At 68.2% G+C, this 17652-nt stretch carries 17 protein-coding genes and 2 pseudogenes; 7 read left to right on the top strand and 12 right to left on the bottom strand.

Translation table 11 applies throughout. From position 1 onward, the window contains the following. Nucleotides 1-64: 64 nt before the first annotated feature. From PYV00_RS24370 to PYV00_RS19115, 3 genes and pseudogenes are all read left to right on the top strand, one after another. Nucleotides 65-229 (top strand): annotated as a pseudogene (locus tag PYV00_RS24370) (hypothetical protein); the annotation flags it as partial. A gap of 137 nt (nt 230-366) precedes the next feature. Then, nucleotides 367-444, top strand: a pseudogene (locus PYV00_RS19120) (ATP-binding protein); the annotation flags it as partial. A 412-nt stretch (nt 445-856) separates the two neighbouring features. Further along, the gene (locus PYV00_RS19115; protein ID WP_275229899.1) at nt 857-1525 is read left to right on the top strand and encodes a PilZ domain-containing protein; all 669 of its coding nucleotides are present in this window, start codon (nt 857-859) and stop codon (nt 1523-1525) included. A gap of 31 nt (nt 1526-1556) precedes the next feature. On the opposite strand, the gene msrB is transcribed toward PYV00_RS19115, so the two are convergent. The 3 genes from msrB to PYV00_RS19100 all read right to left on the bottom strand — a co-directional run bounded on the left by msrB (nt 1557) and on the right by PYV00_RS19100 (nt 4367). Continuing rightward, entirely contained in the window at nt 1557-2051 is a 495-nt protein-coding gene (gene msrB / locus PYV00_RS19110; protein ID WP_428981656.1) for a peptide-methionine (R)-S-oxide reductase MsrB, read from the bottom strand. Nucleotides 2052-2124: 73 nt separating this feature from the next. Then, complete coding sequence (locus PYV00_RS19105; RefSeq protein WP_275229898.1) at nt 2125-3366, bottom strand: ABC transporter permease; 1242 nt, start codon at nt 3364-3366, stop codon at nt 2125-2127. Further along, nucleotides 3363-4367 carry an ABC transporter ATP-binding protein gene (locus PYV00_RS19100; RefSeq protein ID WP_275229897.1) on the bottom strand — a complete coding sequence of 335 codons (1005 nt, stop codon included), beginning with the start codon at nt 4365-4367 and terminating at the stop codon, nt 3363-3365. The genes PYV00_RS19105 and PYV00_RS19100 overlap by 4 nt, the downstream gene beginning before the upstream one ends. A gap of 46 nt (nt 4368-4413) precedes the next feature. Here PYV00_RS19100 and queG point away from each other — a divergent pair, with 46 nt between their 5' ends. Further along, nucleotides 4414-5490, top strand: a complete 1077-nt coding sequence (gene queG / locus PYV00_RS19095; RefSeq protein WP_275229896.1) for a tRNA epoxyqueuosine(34) reductase QueG — start codon at nt 4414-4416, stop codon at nt 5488-5490. On the opposite strand, the gene PYV00_RS19090 is transcribed toward queG, so the two are convergent. The 4 genes from PYV00_RS19090 to PYV00_RS19075 form a co-directional block, all read right to left on the bottom strand. Further along, entirely contained in the window at nt 5474-6700 is a 1227-nt protein-coding gene (locus PYV00_RS19090; protein ID WP_275229895.1) for an NAD(P)/FAD-dependent oxidoreductase, read from the bottom strand. The genes queG and PYV00_RS19090 overlap by 17 nt on opposite strands. 156 nt (nt 6701-6856) lie before the next feature. Then, nucleotides 6857-7837: an LLM class flavin-dependent oxidoreductase gene (locus tag PYV00_RS19085; RefSeq protein WP_275229893.1), complete on the bottom strand. Its 981-nt coding sequence runs from the start codon at nt 7835-7837 to the stop codon at nt 6857-6859. Next, nucleotides 7834-8682 (bottom strand): tetratricopeptide repeat protein, encoded by an 849-nt coding sequence (locus PYV00_RS19080; RefSeq protein ID WP_275229890.1) that lies wholly within the window; start codon nt 8680-8682, stop codon nt 7834-7836. Before PYV00_RS19080 ends, PYV00_RS19085 begins: the two co-directional genes overlap by 4 nt. Before the next feature lie 13 nt (nt 8683-8695). Then, nucleotides 8696-9439 carry an alpha/beta fold hydrolase gene (locus PYV00_RS19075; RefSeq protein ID WP_275229889.1) on the bottom strand — a complete coding sequence of 248 codons (744 nt, stop codon included), beginning with the start codon at nt 9437-9439 and terminating at the stop codon, nt 8696-8698. 131 nt (nt 9440-9570) lie between these two features. On the opposite strand from PYV00_RS19075, the gene PYV00_RS19070 reads away from it, so the two are divergent. Beyond that, nucleotides 9571-10884: an ArnT family glycosyltransferase gene (locus PYV00_RS19070; RefSeq protein ID WP_275229888.1), complete on the top strand. Its 1314-nt coding sequence runs from the start codon at nt 9571-9573 to the stop codon at nt 10882-10884. On the opposite strand, the gene PYV00_RS19065 is transcribed toward PYV00_RS19070, so the two are convergent. Both PYV00_RS19065 and PYV00_RS19060 read right to left on the bottom strand, forming a co-directional pair. After that, nucleotides 10881-11072 carry a helix-turn-helix transcriptional regulator gene (locus tag PYV00_RS19065; protein ID WP_275229886.1) on the bottom strand — a complete coding sequence of 64 codons (192 nt, stop codon included), beginning with the start codon at nt 11070-11072 and terminating at the stop codon, nt 10881-10883. The two genes, PYV00_RS19070 and PYV00_RS19065, sit on opposite strands and share 4 nt — an antisense overlap. Next, a complete protein-coding gene (locus PYV00_RS19060) occupies nt 11069-11656 on the bottom strand; it encodes a hypothetical protein (RefSeq protein WP_275229885.1) in 588 nt (195 codons plus the stop codon). Before PYV00_RS19060 ends, PYV00_RS19065 begins: the two co-directional genes overlap by 4 nt. A gap of 323 nt (nt 11657-11979) precedes the next feature. On the opposite strand from PYV00_RS19060, the gene thrS reads away from it, so the two are divergent. Beyond that, nucleotides 11980-13980 carry a threonine--tRNA ligase gene (gene thrS, locus PYV00_RS19055; protein ID WP_275229884.1) on the top strand — a complete coding sequence of 667 codons (2001 nt, stop codon included), beginning with the start codon at nt 11980-11982 and terminating at the stop codon, nt 13978-13980. A 1-nt stretch (nt 13981) separates the two neighbouring features. Continuing rightward, complete coding sequence (locus tag PYV00_RS19050; protein ID WP_275229883.1) at nt 13982-14653, top strand: spermidine synthase; 672 nt, start codon at nt 13982-13984, stop codon at nt 14651-14653. Nucleotides 14654-14697: 44 nt separating this feature from the next. On the opposite strand, the gene PYV00_RS19045 is transcribed toward PYV00_RS19050, so the two are convergent. From PYV00_RS19045 to PYV00_RS19035, 3 genes are read right to left on the bottom strand one after another with little or no spacing between them, the layout of a single operon-like run. Beyond that, nucleotides 14698-14823, bottom strand: a complete 126-nt coding sequence (locus tag PYV00_RS19045) for a hypothetical protein (protein WP_275229882.1) — start codon at nt 14821-14823, stop codon at nt 14698-14700. 36 nt (nt 14824-14859) lie between these two features. Beyond that, nucleotides 14860-15849 (bottom strand): agmatine deiminase family protein, encoded by a 990-nt coding sequence (locus PYV00_RS19040; protein ID WP_275229881.1) that lies wholly within the window; start codon nt 15847-15849, stop codon nt 14860-14862. Nucleotides 15850-15864: 15 nt separating this feature from the next. Next, nucleotides 15865-17565: a M28 family peptidase gene (locus tag PYV00_RS19035; protein ID WP_275229880.1), complete on the bottom strand. Its 1701-nt coding sequence runs from the start codon at nt 17563-17565 to the stop codon at nt 15865-15867. Nucleotides 17566-17652 lie beyond the last annotated feature (87 nt).

Raw genomic sequence — 17652 nt, 5'->3', positions numbered from 1 at the left:
TCCGATCTCACTCCCGCAACTGTAATGAATCGCCGCGGACGGCGTCAATTGATGTGAACGAACGATCACGGCGAAGAACGCACGCGCATCACGTCAGGCACGCGAAGAGTTTCTGCTCTTCCTGTATCAAAGGGTCGGCAACAGGAGCGATGCCGAGGAACTGCTTCAGAAATTTTCGCTCGAAGCGCTCGAGAGGGCGGCGCAGTTGCGTGACATTCGCAGCGTGCGTGGTTGGCTCGGTCGCATTCTCGCGACAACGCTGATCGACCATCATCGACATACCGGCCGCCACCGCAAAAGGGAAATCGGCACGGACCCGTCCGATTTGGAAAGTCTGGCGATCGAACCGGATCATGAAATGGACGAGGCGATGCCAAGATGGCCACCGCGCTGCTCGATCGGCTCACGCATCACTGTCATATCCTCGAGACCGGCATATCCTCGAGACCGGAAACGACAGCTTCCGCTTTGGAGCCAGCACCGCCGCCGCACCCAAATCACGAAAGGAAAAATCACCCGCTTGACCCACTGCCCGCATCGGGGGACGTACTATCCATCCGGGTCAACTCTCAGCGGAAATCAACGGCTGTTGCGCGACATGCGGATTACTTGGAATGGCCGCTGTATAGGCCCGATCTGCGTATTCAATTGTTATGAAAACCCAAATATTTGTCGGGTTATATCCATGCCGGCAGGGATTGCCGCGCAGGCGAATTGAACACCTGTGTACAGTAATAGTTTCCGAATCGTTTACGAATCGGCAACCATTGAAGCTTTACCAATAGGTAACGGGAGTGGCGAAATAGGACGGATTTTCGTCAATGAACCGCTAGCGGATGGCTTCGGAGGCAGCGCCATGACGCAGGATCGCGACAAGATAGACGATGCGGCTGACCAGGCGCAGGCGTCTGATGCGCAGCATGATCGCGATCAGCGCGTGGCTCCGCGTTTCGCGCTGCTGCTGCGCGGTGCGAAGCTGCTGTGCACGCGCGGCGAATTCCTCTGCATCATCCGCGACGTTTCCGAAACCGGCGTCAAGCTGCGCCTGTTCCACCCGCTGCCCACAGGCGAGCAGCACTTCCTGCTCGAACAGTCCTGTGGCGATCGCTTCATGGCCGAACTGGTCTGGGAACGCGATGGCGAGGCGGGCTTTCGCTTTGCCAGCGCGATCGACGTGGCCCACTTCCTGGCCGAGGAAAACCTCTATCCGCGCCGCCCGATCCGCCTGAACGTCGCCAGCCCGGTGATGCTGACGGTCGAGCGCCGCCTGGTGCCGGCCACGTTGTGCAATATCTCGCGCGAGGGGGCGCGGATCGAAACGGCCGAGCGGCTGGCGATCGGCCAGCCGTTGCGCATTGCCGGCGCCGACTTGCCCGAGTTCGATGCGACCGTGTGCTGGCGCAAGGCCCCGGCGCATGGCCTGGCTTTCCGCCAGTGCATGGACCTGGGCGATCTGGCCCGGCTGGTCGCCACGATGAACCTGCACGACGGCAACGACAAGCCGCCGCACGTCAACGTCGCCTGAGTCAACGTCTCCTGACTGGCCCGCGCCGCTTTCAGGCGGGCACGAACTTCATCGCGATCCCGTTCATGCAATAGCGCTTGCCGGTGGGTTTCGGGCCATCGTCGAAGACATGGCCGAGATGGCCGCCGCACCGCGCGCAGTGCACTTCGGTGCGCGGATAGCCGAGCCTGAAATCGGTCGAGGTGCCGATGGCGCCGGGCAGCGGCTTCCAGAAACTGGGCCAGCCGGTGCCGCTGTCGAACTTGGTGGCCGAGGCGAACAGCCGGTTGCCATCCGCCGCACAGACGAAAGTGCCGGCGCGATGCTCGTTATTGAGCGGCGAGGTGAACGGCGTTTCGGTGCCCTGCTCGCGCAGGATGTGGAATTGCGCGGGGGTGAGGCGCTTGCGCCATTCCGCCTCGCTGAAGCTGACCGGATAGGCCTTGGCCGAAGCGTCCCCGCCGCCGCATGCGGCCATCACGGGCAGCGCCGCGCCCATGCTCAGCCAGGCGAGGAACCGGCGGCGCGGCATGGCCGGCGCCGTCATGGGCGGGAAGAGGGGTTGCATGTCCACGCGCCGCAATCTGGCGCGGCGCGGCTGAGCGGGCGATGAATGCGCCTCAGGCCCGCGCCGGCTTCAGGCGCGCCAGAAGACTCTTTCGCGGCCTGGCCGGGCGCGTCGGGCCCGATTTCATCACTCGGCTGCGGAACAGCCGCGCGCCCAGGCGGACGAAGATGACGACGCATAGTCCCTGCCAGGCGATCGCGGCGATCTGCGGCAGGACCGCCGGGTCCTGCGCCGCGCGCGCCAGCATGGTGAACGGAGAGCTGAAGGGAATCGCGATCGCGGCGATCTCCACCGGGCTGCCCGGCTGGGTCATCGCATAGCTGGCGAGGAAGAAGTTCATCAGCTGCAGCATCGTCACGGGCATGGACAGCGTCTGCACTTCGCGCACGGTCGAGGCCATCGAGCCGATCGAGAGGAACACCGAGCCCAGCAGCAGATAGGCCATCGCGAAGTAGATCACGCCCAGGAGCAGCATCAGCGGCCAACCGACGGCCGGGGCCGGCAGCGCGGGCAGGGCCGATCCCGCCGCGAGCACCAGCGATCCGCCCAGCGAAGCCCAGACCGCGATGCCGACGAAGGACACGCCCAGCATGGCGAACAGCTTGCCGAAGAAGACCGCGTCCATGGGAATGGCGGCGGCCAGGATCTCTATGATCTTGTTGCTCTTTTCCTCCACCAGATTGGACAGGACCATGCCCGCGAGCAGCATCGTCAGCAGGAACAGCAGGGTCTGCGCGGCCTGTGCCGTCAGCAGCCGGCCCTTGCGTTCCCCGGCCGAACTGCTGGCGGTGCCGGCCAGCGCGACTTGCGGATAGCTCTTCGGGGCTTCGCCCAGCGCTTGGGCGGCGAGCAGCGAGACCGGGCCTTGCCATGCCGCGATCTGCGCGGGCGTGCCGGTGAGCACGGGCGCGCGCGGCGTGCCAGTGAGCAGCGCGGCGATATCGCCTCTGGCCAGTTCGACCCGGGCGTCGATCGTCTCCCCCGGCGCGAGCCGCCGCACTACGACAAGCTCGGGCATGGCGTCGTTGAGGCGCGGGGCCAGCGCGCCGCGCGCCGCCAGCATGGCATCGACATCGGCCGTGGCCATGGCCACGCCCAGCCGGGGATGATCGGCCGCATCGTTCACATGCTGGCCCACGCCGCCTGCCATCAGCGCGATCACCACGGGGAACAGCGGGCCGAGCAGGAAGAAGAAGAAGCTGCGGCTGAACAGGATCGCGGTGAAATCGCGCCGTGCGACGACGAAGGCGGCCGCCAGCGTGGACAGGCGGCCAGACCGGATCGGATCGTTCATCGCCGCATCTCCTCGGGCTTGTCTTCTTCCAGCGCGCGTGCGGCCGCCTCGCCGGCGATGGCGACGAAGGCATCGTGCAGCCCCGCGCGCTCGATCGAGAGCGAAAGGATGCCGGCATCGCCTTCGATCAGCGCGCGCAGCAGTGGCTCGGCCCCGCTTTCGGGCAAGGCGAAGGACCAGAACGCGCCTTCATGGCGGGCATCGGCCGGCAGCGCGGCGCGCCACGGCCCGTGCTGCGCGCGGGTTTCCAGCCGCACTTGCGGCCGGATGCGGTCGCGTGCGACATCGACGGAGCCGGCGAACGGCACTTTGCCCCCGGCGATGATCGCCACTTCGTCGCACAGCCGCTCGGCATGGGCGATGACATGGGTGGAGAAGATCACGGTGGTGCCGTTTTCGGCCAGCGCGCGGATCATCCGTTCAAGCTTGCCCTGGTTGAGCGCGTCGAGGCCGGAGAACGGCTCGTCGAAAATGACCAGGCGCGGCTCGTGCACCAGCGTGCCCAGGATCTGCACCTGCTGCGCCATGCCCTTGGAAAGCTGGCGGATCTGGCGATCGGCGGCATAGCCCAGGCCATGCTCTTCCAGCAGCCGTCGGGCCCGGCGGCGCCCTTCGGCCAGCGGCAGGCCGCGTAGCGCGCCGACGAAGGCGATCGCCTCCACCGCCTTCATCGCGGGATAGAGCCCGCGCTCCTCGGGCAAGTAGCCGATCGCGTGCGCGACATCGTGGGGCCGCTCGGCCCCCAGGATGCGGCGCAGGCCCGCGTCGGGCTCGATAATGCCCAGCAACATGCGCAACGTCGTCGTCTTGCCCGCGCCATTGGGGCCGAGAATGCCGTAGATCGCGCCTTCGGGAACCGAAAGATCGACGCCGTCGACCGCGACGAACCCGTCGAAGCGCTTGACCAGGCCGCGTGCCTCGATCGCAAGCGGCCGGTCCATGCCCGAAGCCGGGGGGCTATCGTTGCCCGCCACTTGCCATTCTCCTAAGTCGATCCTCATGAACGCTGGCCTATCCCCTCGCACGTGAACGGGAACATCCGCAAGTTTGGTTAACGCACCGTCAACCCCGTCGTTCGCCGACGATCTGGCCGCCCAAGCGCGGGCGCTGGGCTTCTGCGCCTTCGGCGTGGCCCCGGCGCGCGAGGATGCGGTGCGCGCGGCCCGGCTGGACGCATGGCTGGAGGCGGGGATGCACGGCGCGATGGGCTGGATGGCGGAGCGCGCGCACCACCGCCGTTCGCCGCAAGCGCTCTGGCCCGAGGCGCGTGGCGTGATCGTGCTGGGCATGAGCTATGCGCCCGCCGCCGATCCGCTGGCGCTGGCGGCACATCCCGGGATCGCGCGCGTTTCCGCCTATGCGCAAGGGGCGGATTATCATGACGTCGTCAAGAAGGCGCTCAAGGCGCTGGCGCGCTGGCTTGTTGCCGAAGCCGGCAAGCGCGGACTGGGCCCGGCCGAGGTCAAGGTGTTCACCGATACCGCGCCGGTGATGGAAAAGCCGCTGGGGCAGGCGGCGGGGATCGGCTGGCAAGGCAAGCACACCAACCTCGTCAGCCGCCGGCACGGCTCCTGGCTGTTCCTGGGCGAGATCTACACCACGCTGGAACTGGGCGCGAGCACGCCCGAGGCCGACCATTGCGGTTCCTGCCGCGCCTGCCAGGACGCGTGCCCGACCGCGGCTTTCCCGGAGCCCTACCGGCTCGATGCGCGGCGCTGCATCAGCTACCTGACGATCGAGCACAAGGGCCCGATCGCGGAGGAATTCCGCGCCGCGCTGGGCAATCGCATCTATGGCTGCGACGATTGCCTGGCGGTGTGCCCGTGGAACAAGTTCGCCGGCACGGCGCACACCATGCGCGCTTTCCTGCCGCGCGGCGAACTGGCCGCCGCCGAGCTGGCTGATCTGCTGACGCTGGACGATGCCGGCTTCCGCAAGCTGTTCTCCGGCAGCCCGATCAAGCGCATCGGGCGCGACCGCTTCGTGCGCAATTGCCTCTATGCGGCGGGCAACAGCGGGCAACCCGCGCTGCTGGCGCAAGTTGCGCCGTTGCGGGCCGATCCCGATCCGGTGGTGGCCGAAGCGGCCGAATGGGCCACCGCCCGGCTTACAGCAGTTCCTTGAGCGGCTTGCTCGCGTCGGCCAGATCGGCAAGGTCGGGCGTGGCGCCGGCCTCCACCAGCTTGCGGCCCTGCACGTAGTCCTTGACCATGTTGACGCAATCGAGCGCCAGCACGCGGCCTTCGCGCAGATAGACCACGCTGAAGGCGCGATCATCCGGGTTGCCGCGAATCACCGTCCGGTCAAAGCCCAGGTTGATCCCGGCGGTCTGGAGCCTGAGGTCATACTGGTTCGACCAGAACCACGGGAAGGCATGGTACGGCTTCTCGTCGCCGCAGATCGCCTTGGCCACGCAAGTCGCCATGTCGTTGGCGTTCTGCACCGATTCGACGCGCATCACGTTGCCGCCGGCAAAATCGCAGGCGAAAGCGGCGCAATCGCCGATCGCATAGACATCGGGCAGCGAGGTGCGGCAATATTCGTCGATATCCACCCCGTTGGCGCCGGCCGCGCCCGCCAGGATCAGCGGGCCGACCGCGGGCACGATGCCGATGCCGACGATCACCGCCTCGGCCGGGATTTCCTCGCCATCTGCCAGCCTGACGCCCGTCACCTTGTGGCCATCGCCGACGATGCAATCGACCGCGACGCCGGTGCGCAGATCGACGCCGTGATCGCGATGTTCCTTTTCATAGAAGGCGGAAAGCTCTTCGCCGGCAACGCGGGCCAGCACGCGCGGCAAGGCTTCCAGCAGCGTGACCTTGCAGCCCAGCTTGGTCAGCACCGCGGCGGCTTCCAGCCCGATGTAGCCGCCGCCGATCACGACGATGTTGCGCGTGCCGGCGTCGATCTCGGCCATCATCAGGTCGCAATCCTCGCGCGTGCGCACGGCGAAGACCCCGGCAAGGTCCGCGCCCGAGCAGGAGAGCCGGCGCGGATCCCCGCCCGTCGCCCAGACGAGCTTGCCATAGCCGAACGTCTCGCCGGTGGAGAGCGTCAGCTCATGCGCGGCGGGATCGACCCTGGTCACTTCGGTATCGAGCTTGAAGGCGATTTCCTTTTCCGCCCAGAATGTGGGCGGGCGGATATAGAGCCGATCGAAAGTCTTCTCGCGCGCGAAATACTCCTTCGAGAGCGGCGGGCGCTCATAGGGATATTCCGGCTCGCGGCCGATCACCGCGACAGTGCCCTCAAAGCCATTCTGGCGCAGCGCGATGGCGCATTGCGCCCCGCCATGCCCTGCTCCCACGATTACGACGTCTGCTTTTTCCATGGCCCGCTGGTTTGTGCAAAAATGGCGCAGGGTCAATGCCCGGCGCGCAGAGTCCTGGCCCAAAAACGCATCAAAATGCCTGAATGGGCAAGAGTCCGAGCCCCGGACGGGGATGCGGGCCGGTGCCGTTCTGATTCAGCAAAGCTGAATCAGACTTTACCCCAGCGCTTCCATCGTCAGCGCCAGCGACCGCCGTTGCGCTTCAGGATCGAAGGTCGAGCCCGAGATGATCAGCTCATCCGCCCCGGTCCGCTCGACGAATCGCTCTATCCCCGCGCGCACCGTCTCCGGGCTGCCGATGGCGCTGACCGAACGCATCTGGTCCAGCATCGCCAGCGCGGCCGAGGGCAGGCTCTGGCGGTATCCGGGCACGGGCGGCCGCAGCTTGCCCGGCGTGCCGGTGCGCAGCGCGACGAAGCTCTGCTCGTTCGAGGAGGCGAGCAGGGCCGCCTCGTCATCGGTCTCGGCGGCGATGACGTTGATCGCGGCCATGAAATGCGGCTTGTCGAGCGTGGCGCCGGGCTCGAACCGCTCGCGATAGATCGTCGCCGCCTGATCGAGCAGCGCGGGCGCGAAGTGTGAGGCGAAGGCATAGGGCAGCCCCAGCATCGCCGCGAGCTGCGCGCCGTAAAGGCTCGACCCCAGCACCCAGATCTCCACTTGCGCGCCCGCCGCCTGCGGTGCCGCCACCGGCAGCGCGGGGTCGCCGGCGAAGCGGGCCTGCAGTTCCAGGATGTCCTGCGGAAAGGTCTCGGCCGCTTTCACGATGTCCTTGCGCAGCGCATAGGCGAGCCGTCCGTCCGCCCCCGCCGCGCGCCCCAGCCCCAGGTCGATCCGGCCGGGGAACAGGGCATCGAGCGTGCCGAACTGCTCGGCGATGACATAGGGGTTGTGGTTGGGCAGCATGATGCCGCCCGCGCCGATGCGGATGGTGGAGGTCATATCGCCGATATGCGCGAGCACGACCGAGGTGGCGCCGCCGGCGATCCCTTCCATGCCGTGGTGCTCGGCCACCCAGAAGCGCTTGTAGCCGGCCCGCTCGGCCGCTTGCGCGGTCAAGGCCGTTTCGGCGAGCGCTTCGGATACGCCCGAGCCTTCGCGCACGGGAACGAGATCGAGGAAGGAAAGCGGGATCATGGTTTCGCGGGGCCTCCATTGCCAAGCTGCGCGAGATAGCCCTTGGCGGTGGCCGCCGCCGCGCTTTCGGGCGCGGTCGCCAGCACCGATTGCCAGCTTCGCCGGGCCGCGTCCTCCCGGCCCGAAAGCATGGCGATGACGCCGGCTTCCAGCCCGGTTTCGGGATCCTCGGGGGCGATCTGGGCGGCTTTCTCGATCTGTGCCTGCGCTTCGAGCAGCTTGTCCATCCGGCGCGAGAGCGTGGCCGAAAGCAGCCAGGCCTGCGCGTTGTCCGGGGCCAGCGCGCGCGCCTCGGCCAGCGCGGCGGCGGCCTCGTCGTTCCGGCCGAGCGTGACGAGCGCCCGCGCCCGGTCGATCGCGATCGCGCCGCCCAGCGCGCCGTCGCCCGCCTGCCGCGCTTCGGTCTGCGCCGAATCGAACAGCGCCAGCGCGCTGTCGGGCTGGCCGCCGGCGAAGGCGGCATTGCCGGCCATTGATCCCAGCCGAGCCCGGCTGGCGTGATCGTCGGGCATGGCGGAACTGCGCGCGGTGGAAAAGGCGCGCTGTGCCTCGTCCCAGCGTTCGAGCTGGGTCAGCGCGATGCCCAGGCACAGCCCGGCGCGCACGCGTTCCTCGCCTTTCGCCTCGGCCAGCGCCTTGCGCGCGGCATCGGCACCGTGCACCGGATCGGTCTCCATCTCGGCGATGCAGCCGTCGATCTGCGGGCCGGGGGGCGCTTCCACGGTCTGGACTTGGCGCGTCCGGGGCTTGCGATCGCGCACTTCGGCGGGAAGCTGCAAGGGATCGGCGCCGATCGCGGGCGCGGCGCCCACCTGGCCCAGCAGGACGAGTGCGAATATCGACATGGCGCGTCTCCGGTCAGTCCGCCGTGAGCAGTTCGGCAAGGGTGCGCAGCAACAGCGCGATATCGCCATCGCGCGAAAGGCGGTGATCGCCGTCCTTGATCAGCGTGACCTGCACCGCCGCTGAACGCAGCGCCGCCGCCAGCCGCAGCGAGATTTCCCACGGCACGTCGCCATCGCGCTGCCCGTGCAGCAGCCGCACCGGGCAATCGAGCGCGACCTCGCCATGCAGCAGGCGATTCGCCTGCCCGTCGCGCCAGAAGCCGGGATGGGTCGGCGTGGGATCGGGGCCATAGGGATTGTCCGCGAACACCGTCTGTCCCGCCGCCAGCCGCGCCTGGTCCTCAGCCGAGGTGCCCCAGTCGGTGAAATCGGGCGCGGGCGCGATGCCGATCAGGCCGGCGCGCCGCTCCGCCGGCAGCGCCAGCGCGCACAGCAGCATCAGCCAGCCGCCCATCGACGAGCCGGCGAGCAGCACCGGGCCGGGACAATGCGCGGCGATCAGCGCCAGCACGTCCTCGCGCCAGCGCGACAGCGTGCCCGTGGCGAAGTCTCCGTCGCTCTCGCCGCAGCCCGAATAGTCGAGCAGCAGGCAGGCGCGGCCTTGCGCGCGCGCCCAGTCGAACACTGCGCTCGCCTTGCCGCCGGCCATGTCGGACATATAGCCGGGCAGGAAGACCACGGCCGGGCCGATCCCCGGCGTGAAGCGGAAGGCGATGCGCCGCCCGTCGGGCATCGCGTGGAACCGGGTGTCGCTCATGCCCCGCAACGTGGCGATGGCCGGGGCGATGGGCAAGGGAGGACGGGGAAGGGGACGATAGGTAAGGAACGGCGCGCTCGGCCCGCCGCCGTCAATCCGATCTTAAAGCATGGCTGCTATCCGTCCAGGCGATGCACGCCACCTTCCCTGCCGCACGAAACGCCGCTCGGCGCGCCGACGCCGCGCTGGCGTGGTTCGCCGGGTCGCGCCGGGCCCTGCTCCTGATCTGGGCGCTTTTCGTGCTGCCGCGCCTGGGCGTGCTGCTGATCGAGGTGCTGCCCACTTCGGACGCCGCCTGGTATGTCGATCGCGCGACGAGCCTGGCCGCCGGGCTGGGCTATCTGGAAAAGGGCGAGCCGACCGCGTTCTGGCCGCCGGGCTGGCCGCTGGCGCTTTCGGTGGTGTTCCGCCTTGCCGGCCCTTCGACCATGGCCATCGGCCTGTTCAACCTGGCCAGCGCGGTGCTGACCGGGTGGCTGACGCTGGCGCTCGGCCGGCGGCTGTTCGGCGGCGAAGCGGCGGCGCGCATGGGGTTGTTGCTGCTGGCGGTCTATCCCAATTCCATCGGCTATGTCCCGCTGGGGCTGACCGAAGTGTTCTACACCGCGCTGCTGATGGCCGGCTGCTGGCTGCTCGTCACGCGCCGGTCCGCCTGGATGCTGATCCCGGTCGGCGTGATCTTCGGCGTCGCGACGCTGGTGAAAGCGCAGACGCTGGTGGTCGTGCCGCTGCTGTTCGCCATCGAATGGCTGCGCGCGGGCGATGTGTGGCGCCGCGTGCCGGGCCTTGTGCTGCAAGGCACGCTGGTGCTGGCCGTCGCCGCGCTCACCGTGCTGCCCTGGTCGATGCGCAATCACCAGCAGATCGGCCACTGGGTCGCGGTCTCGACCAATGGCGGCTTCACCTTGCTGACCGGCAACAACGACAGCGCGACGGGCGATTACACGCCGGCCGATCCCGTCGTCACCGCGCTGATGGCCCGCCCCGGGCTTGACGAAGTGGCGCGCGATGCCGAGGCGAAGCGGCTGGGGATGGCCTGGATTGCGGCCAACCCCGGCAAGTTCGTGATGCTCATGCCGAAAAAGCTGGCGCGCCTGTGGCTGCCCGATGGCGAGGCGGAATGGGCCTATCAGGGCGGCCATCCCGCCTATGCCCGGCGGGAAGGGCTGTTCCGCGCGGTCCGCTATGCCAACCAGGCCTATTACGGGCTGCTGATGCTGGGCTTCGCGGCGGCCTTCTTCGTGATGGTGGCCAGGCGCCACCGGGCGGGCGAACGCTGGATCGACTGGTGGCTGGTGCCTTACGGCGTCGCCGTCTACCTCAGCCTGATCGCGGTCGTGTTCTCCGGCCAGTCGCGTTTTCACTATCCGGTGATGCCCCTGGTCTGCATGACGGTGGGCTGGCTGCTGGCGGACCTGATGCAAAGGGCGGCGCGGCGGGCCTAGTCGCGCAGGAAGATCGCCTCGATCGCCATCCCGAACACGTCGGCGATGCGGAAGGCGAGCGGGAGCGAGGGATCGTATTTCCCCGTCTCGATCGCGTTGACGCTCTGGCGGCTGACTTGCAGCCGCTCGGCCAGGTCCTGCTGGCTCCAGGCGCGCTCGGCGCGCAGCACCTTGAGACGGTTCTTCACGCGCCGCGCACTTTCTGCCAGCACTGGCCCAGCCCCATGCCGATCGCCCAGACCGGCACCACCCACCACGACCAGACATGCGGCACGACCGCGAACGTTTCGAGAAAGCCCCAGAACGAGCCGAGCGCCAGTACCAGGCCCAGTCCGATCAGCGATGCCAGCGTGGCGCGGTGGCGCAGGTATTCGTCCTGCTCCTCCACCAGATAGCGCGCCATCGCCCAGATCATCCCCAGCGTGGGTAGCGCCGGCAGCATGGCGATGATGAACGACGGCACCGGCCCCAGCACCCCCCGCTTGTAGAGCGCGACGGCAATGCCCAGGCCCAGCACATAAAGCACCGAGGCGATCGCCATGCGCCGGTTGTAGCGCAGCATCGCCGGCCCGACCCCGTGCTCGCGCATCCGCCGCCCGGCCGAGGCGATGGCCGGATAGAGCACGCCCAGCGACAGCGCGAAGAGCACATAGGCCGTCGTCCGGTCGATCCACTCGAAGATCTGCGCGCCGGAAATCGCCGCCATGTTGAACGCGAAGAGCCCCCACCAGAAGTTGGGGCCCTTGCGGCGCGGCGCGGTCTGTTCGGGCATGGTCAAGCTCCCTTGATTGAAAGTAAAGTTTACTTGTCATAATGCGTGCCGCTTGTCAAGGGTGGTTTACATCCGCGTCGATGGACTCGGCCGGGATGCGGTGCTAGGACGCCGCGCATGATGCTGGCACGGACGACGGCGACCACGACTACCACCGGGATTTCCCCGGGGCGTCCGGTCGCGGCCTGAAGCCGCCCGCCGCCGCCCGGGTTCGGGCGAGGCGGCGTCACTCTCCCGAACGCACGGATTTGACGGCGCCGGTGCTTCCGCCGCGCGCCTGGCTGTGCCATGGCGCGCTGGCCAAATGGTGAGAGACGAGTGCGATGTCCGAGATGTTCAAGATCAGCCTGCCCGACGGTTCCGTGCGCGAGATGCCGCAAGGCTCGACGCCCGCCGATGTCGCCGCCGCGATCGGGCCGGGGCTGGCCAAGGCCGCGCTGGCCGCGAGAGTCGATGGCGAGCTGGTCGATCTGACCCGGCCGTTCACCGGCGATGCGGCGCTGGCGCTGGTCACCTCGCGCGACGAGGCCGAAGCGCTCGACCTTGCCCGGCACGACTATGCCCATGTCCTGGCCGAAGCGGTGCAGGCGCTGTTTCCCGGCACCCAGATCACCTTCGGCCCTTCGACCGACGATGGCTTCTACTACGATTTCGCCCCGAACCCGGCGCGCGGCCCGTTCACCGACGAGGACTTGCCGGCGATCGAGGCGAAAATGCGCGAGATCATCGCCGCCGACAAGCCGCTGAAGCGCGAAGTGTGGAGCCGCGCCGACCTGATCGCGCGCTGGCAGGGCGAAGGCGAAAGCTTCAAGGCCGAGTGGGCCGCCGAGCTGCCCGAGGGCGACGAGCTGACCGTCTACTGGTCGGGCGGCGACTGGCTCGACATGTGCCGGGGGCCGCACTTGCCCTCCACCGGCAAGCTCGATCCGCAGGCGTTCCGGCTGACCCGCGTTTCGGGCGCCTATTGGCGCGGCGACCAGAAGAATGCGATGCTCAGCCGCATCTACGGCACCGGCTGGCTCAACAAGAAGCAGCTCGACGCGCACCTCCACCGGCTGGAAGAGGCCGCCAAGCGCGATCACCGCAAGCTGGGGCAGGAGATGGACCTGTTCCACTTGCAGGCCGAGGCGCACGGATCGGTGTTCTGGCACCCCAAGGGCTATGTCATCTGGCGCGAACTGGAAGCCTATATGCGCCGCGCGATCGACGGCGCGGGCTACAAGGAGGTCAAGACCCCGCAAGTGATGGACGCGCGCCAGTGGGAGCAGTCCGGCCACTGGGGCAAGTACCGCGAGAACATGTTCGTCATCCCCGACGAGATTCCCAACGTGGAGGATGAAGGCCCGCTCGTCTCGAACGATGCCGAGTGGATGGCGCTGAAACCCATGAACTGCCCGGCGCACGTGCTGATCTTCCGGCAGGGCATCAAGTCGTACCGCGACTTGCCGCTGCGCATCTACGAGAACGGCTGCTGCCACCGCAACGAGCCGCACGGCGCGCTTCACGGGCTGATGCGCGTGCGCCAGTTCACCCAGGACGACGCGCATATCTTCTGCCGCGAGGACCAGATCGTCGAGGAAGTGCGCATGTTCTGCGCGCTGGCCGACCGCATCTACAAGGATCTGGGCTTCGAAGGCTATGCGATCAAGCTGGCGCTGCGCCCGGAAAAGCGCTTCGGCACCGAGGAGATGTGGGACCAGGCCGAGCAGGAGCTGCGCAACGCGGTCGCCGCCGCGGGTCTCGCCACCGAGCAATACGGCTGGGAGGAATTGCCCGGCGAAGGCGCGTTCTATGCACCCAAGCTCGAATGGCACCTGACCGACGCGATCGGCCGGACCTGGCAGGTCGGCACGATCCAGTCCGACCGCGTGCTGCCCGACCGGCTGGATGCCGGCTACATCGGCGAGGATGGCGAGAAGCATCGCCCGGTCATGCTGCACCGCGCGATCTTCGGTTCCTATGAGCGGTTCATCGGCATCCTGATCGAGCATTATGCCGGCAAGCTGCCGGTCTGGCTCGCGCCGGTGCAGGCGGTGGTGGCGACGATCGTCTCGGACGCCGACGGCTATGCCGCGCAAGTGGCGGACCAGCTCAAGGCGGCGGGCATCCGCGTGGAGACCGACGCGCGCAACGAGAAGATCAACTACAAGGTGCGCGAACACTCGCTGAAGAAAGTCCCGCACCTGCTGGTGGTGGGCAAGCGCGAGGCCGAGGAAAGCACCGTCGCGGTGCGCACGCTCGGCGCCGAGCACCAGAAGGTCATGCCGCTCGCGGAAGCCATCGCCATGCTGAAGGCTGCCGCGACGCCGCCGGACTTGCGCTGAGATGATCCCGCGCGAACTCCTCGGCACCGCGCAAGTGCCCGGCGGCGAGGAGCTGCGCCTCTATCGCCACGGGCGCGACTTCATGATCGTGCTTGATCGCAACGAGCTGATGAGCACGCGCCGCAGCGGCTCGGAAGAAGCGCTGGCGACGATGGCGTGGGAGCGGATCAGGACCGCCAGGCAGCCGCACCTGCTGATCGGCGGCTATGGCATGGGCTTCACCTTGCGCGCCGCGCTTGGCGTGCTGCCCGCCGATGCCACCGTCACGGTGGTGGAACTGGTGCCCGAGATCATCGCCTGGGCGCGCGGGCCGATGGCCGAAGTGGCCGCCGGCTGCCTCGATGATCCGCGCGTCACGCTGATCCAGGCCGACGTCGCCCAGTTCATCGCCGGCGCGCGCGCCGATTACGACGCGATCCTGCTCGATGTCGACAACGGCCCCGATGGCCTCGTGCGCGAGGACAACAACGTGCTCTATTCGGGCTCCGGCCTGCGCGAGGCGAAACGCGCGCTGACCCCGGACGGCGTCCTGGCGATCTGGTCGGCCGGCCCCGACCCCGCCTTCGCCCGGCGCCTCGAAAAGCATGGCTTCGACGTCGATGAAGTCCGCGTCAGCGCCCGCAGCAACGGCAAGGGCGCCAAGCATACGATCTGGTTCGCCCGGCCGCGTTGAGGGAGGGGCCGCCGGAGGGCCGGGGCCCGTGAAGGATCAGAAAATCAGAACGGCAGCGCGTTGCGGGCGAAGATCAGCGCGAGGGCGCAGCCGCAGACCACCAGGACGCGCAGCAGATCATGCTGCCAGGGGCGTGCCGGGTTATGCGCAAGGGCGATGACGCGTGCCATGCTTGCGGTGATGCGCCCGAAAACCTTGCGAAAAAGTTAACTTCCCGTTGCCGAGGGCATCTGTTGGCTGGCGCAGTGGAACGAGCCGCCACCGGCCAGCACCGCGTCGGCAAGCAGGCCCGTCACGTCTCGATCGGGGAACAGTTCGGCGATCGCGGCCACCCCGTCCGCGTCGTGCCGGGTGCCGTAGACCGGCACCACGACGAGCTTCGAGGTCACGGCGAAGTTCATGTAGCTTGCCGGCTCGATGCGGCCATGGGTCTCCACCCGGCCGGGCGAGGGCACTTCGCGCACGGTCACGCCGAAGGCTTCGGCGCGCGCCCTGGCATCGGCATAGATCGTCACGTTGGCATCGTCTGCCCCAGTTGCGCGCGGCAGGGCGAGCGTGCCGGGCGCGACGAAGCGGGCAAGGTTGTCGACATGGCCGTCGGTGTGGTCGTTGATCAGGCCCTCGCCCAGCCACAGCACGCGGTCATAGCCCAGGTCGCGCTCCAGCCGCGCGACGATGTCCGCGCGCGAAAGCGCGGGGTTGCGGTTGGGATTGAGCAGGCATTGCTCGGTGGTCGCGACCAGCCCGGTGCCGTCCCCGTCGAGCGCGCCGCCTTCGAGAATCCAGTCACCCGTTTCGATCGTCAGCCCCGCGCTTGCCGCCAGTTCCGCGCCGATCTGCTGATCGCCGTCCATCAGGTACTTGCCGCCCCAGCCGTTGAAGCCGAAGCGCCTGGCCTTGCGCCCGCCGGCTCCGTCGGCCACGATCAGCGGCCCGGTGTCGCGCAGCCAGATGTCGCCATAGCGGCGCGTTTCCAGCCGCACCTTGCCGCTGACCAGCGCGGCGGCGCGCGCCGCGTTGGCTTCATCGCGCACGATCAGGCGCACTTCCTGCCCGCTTTCGGCCACCGCGCTGGCGAAAGCGGCGATCTGTTCCTGCGCGCGGGCGAGGAAGCCCGGCCATTCCACCGGATCGTGCGGAAAGCCGATCCAGATCCAGTCCTGCGGCGCCCATTCGGGCGGAAGCTGCCAGATCATGCGTCGCGTGGCGGTTCAGCAGCCGCCCGGCGCGGCGCAGGACTTGTCGCGGATGGCGCGGAATTCGTCGGTCGGCCGCCAGTTGGGCCAGGCCGTGCTGTCCGCCAGCGTCCGGCCGAGCGCGAAGTAGAGCGAGACGTCCTGCGCGATGCCCGACCAGTCCCAGCTTTCCGAATATTCGTCACCCGGCGCGTGATAGCGGTTGTCGGTATAGTCCTGCGACGCAGCCTCGCCCGCCGCCGTGCCGCCCACGACCAGATCGGTGCCCCGGCTGAAATCGAACATCGGCACGCCGCGCTTGGCCAGGCTGAAGTGGTCCGAACGGTAATAATGGCCGCGCTCGGAATGCTCCTCGGGCGTCTCGACCAGCCCCTGCCGCGCCAGTTCGGCGCGGAACAGGTCGGTCAGCTCGGACTTGTCGCCGCCGGTCATCGCATAGTTGCGCGCGCGGCCGCCGGGTTGCAGCGCATCCATGTTCACGCCGCCGACCGTCCGGTCCAACGGATAGAGCGGGTTCGCGCCGTAGTATTCCGAGCCGAGCAGCCCCGATTCCTCCAATGTCAGCGCCACGAAGACCTGGCTGCGCGCGGCCGGGCCCAGCCTGGCCTCGGCCGCCGCGATCGCGGTGAGCGCGGCGACGCCGGTGGCGTTGTCCACCGCGCCGTTGCAGATGTCGTCCCCCCTGGCATCGGGCGTGCAGCGGCCAAGGTGATCCCAGTGCGCCGAATAGAGCACGTATTCGTCGGGCCGTGTCTTGCCGGGCAGCAGGCCTACGACATTGTGCGAGGTGGACTTGCGGATCGCGTTGTCGAACGAGAGGCTGGCCTTCAGCCCCAGCGGCACCGGCTTGAAGCCCTTGCGCTGGGCGGCGGCGGTAAGCGTCGCCAGATCCTTGCCGGCGTCCTTCAGGATCGCTTCGGCGACGGGTTTCTGCACCCAGCCGTTGGCCGTGGTCTGGTCCATGCCGTCATTGGCCGATTGCACGTAGTATTGCGCGCCGGTCCAGCTGGAATTGACCACGTTCCAGCCATAGGCGGCGGGGAACGTATCGTGGATGATGATCGCGGCGGCGGCGCCTTGCCGCGCGGCTTCCTCGTACTTGTAGGTCCAGCGGCCGTAATAGGTCATGCGCCGGCCCTTGAAGAGCCCGTCCTCGGTCTCGGCGGCATAATCGGGATCGTTGATCAGGATCACCGCCGTCTTGCCGCGCATGTCGATCCCGGCATAGTCGTTCCAGCCCAGCTCGGGCGCGTTGATGCCATAGCCGACGAAGACCAGCTCGCTGTCCTTGAGCTGGGTCCGGGGCGTCACGCGGTAGCTCGCCGCCACGTACTGGTCGCCGAACGAGAACGAAAGCGGCCTGGCCCCGCCTTTCACCACCAGCGGGCTGAAATGGCTGGCGGTGATTTCCACGGTGGGCACTTCCTGCAGCCATTGCCCGTTGGCGCCGGGCTGGAGCCCCGCCGCCTTGAACTGGCCGACGATGTAGTCGAGCACCTTGGGCTCGCTCGCCGTGCTGGGCGCGCGCCCTTCGAATTCGTCGGAGGAAAGCTGCCGCACCATCTCCTTCATCAGCGCCACCGAAGGCGCGGGTGCCAGAGCGGGGGCGGGAGCGGGGGTTGCGGCCGGCGCGGCGTCGGGCGCCTGCGCAACGGGCGGCGTCGTGGCGCAGGCGGCCAGCGCCAGCGCCGCGATGGCGACTGCGGTTTTCCTCATCGTGCGGAGCCTCGTGGGTGATCCTGTCATGCTGCCACCCGTGCCAGACCGCTTGGCCCAGCACAAGGCGGGCTTGCCCTGGCGCCC

This window comes from Novosphingobium album (ex Liu et al. 2023) (genome assembly GCF_029076845.1).
Lineage (GTDB): Bacteria > Pseudomonadota > Alphaproteobacteria > Sphingomonadales > Sphingomonadaceae > Novosphingobium.
Note: the sequence above shows the minus strand (reverse complement) of the source record. Positions and strands in the feature narration are given on the sequence as shown.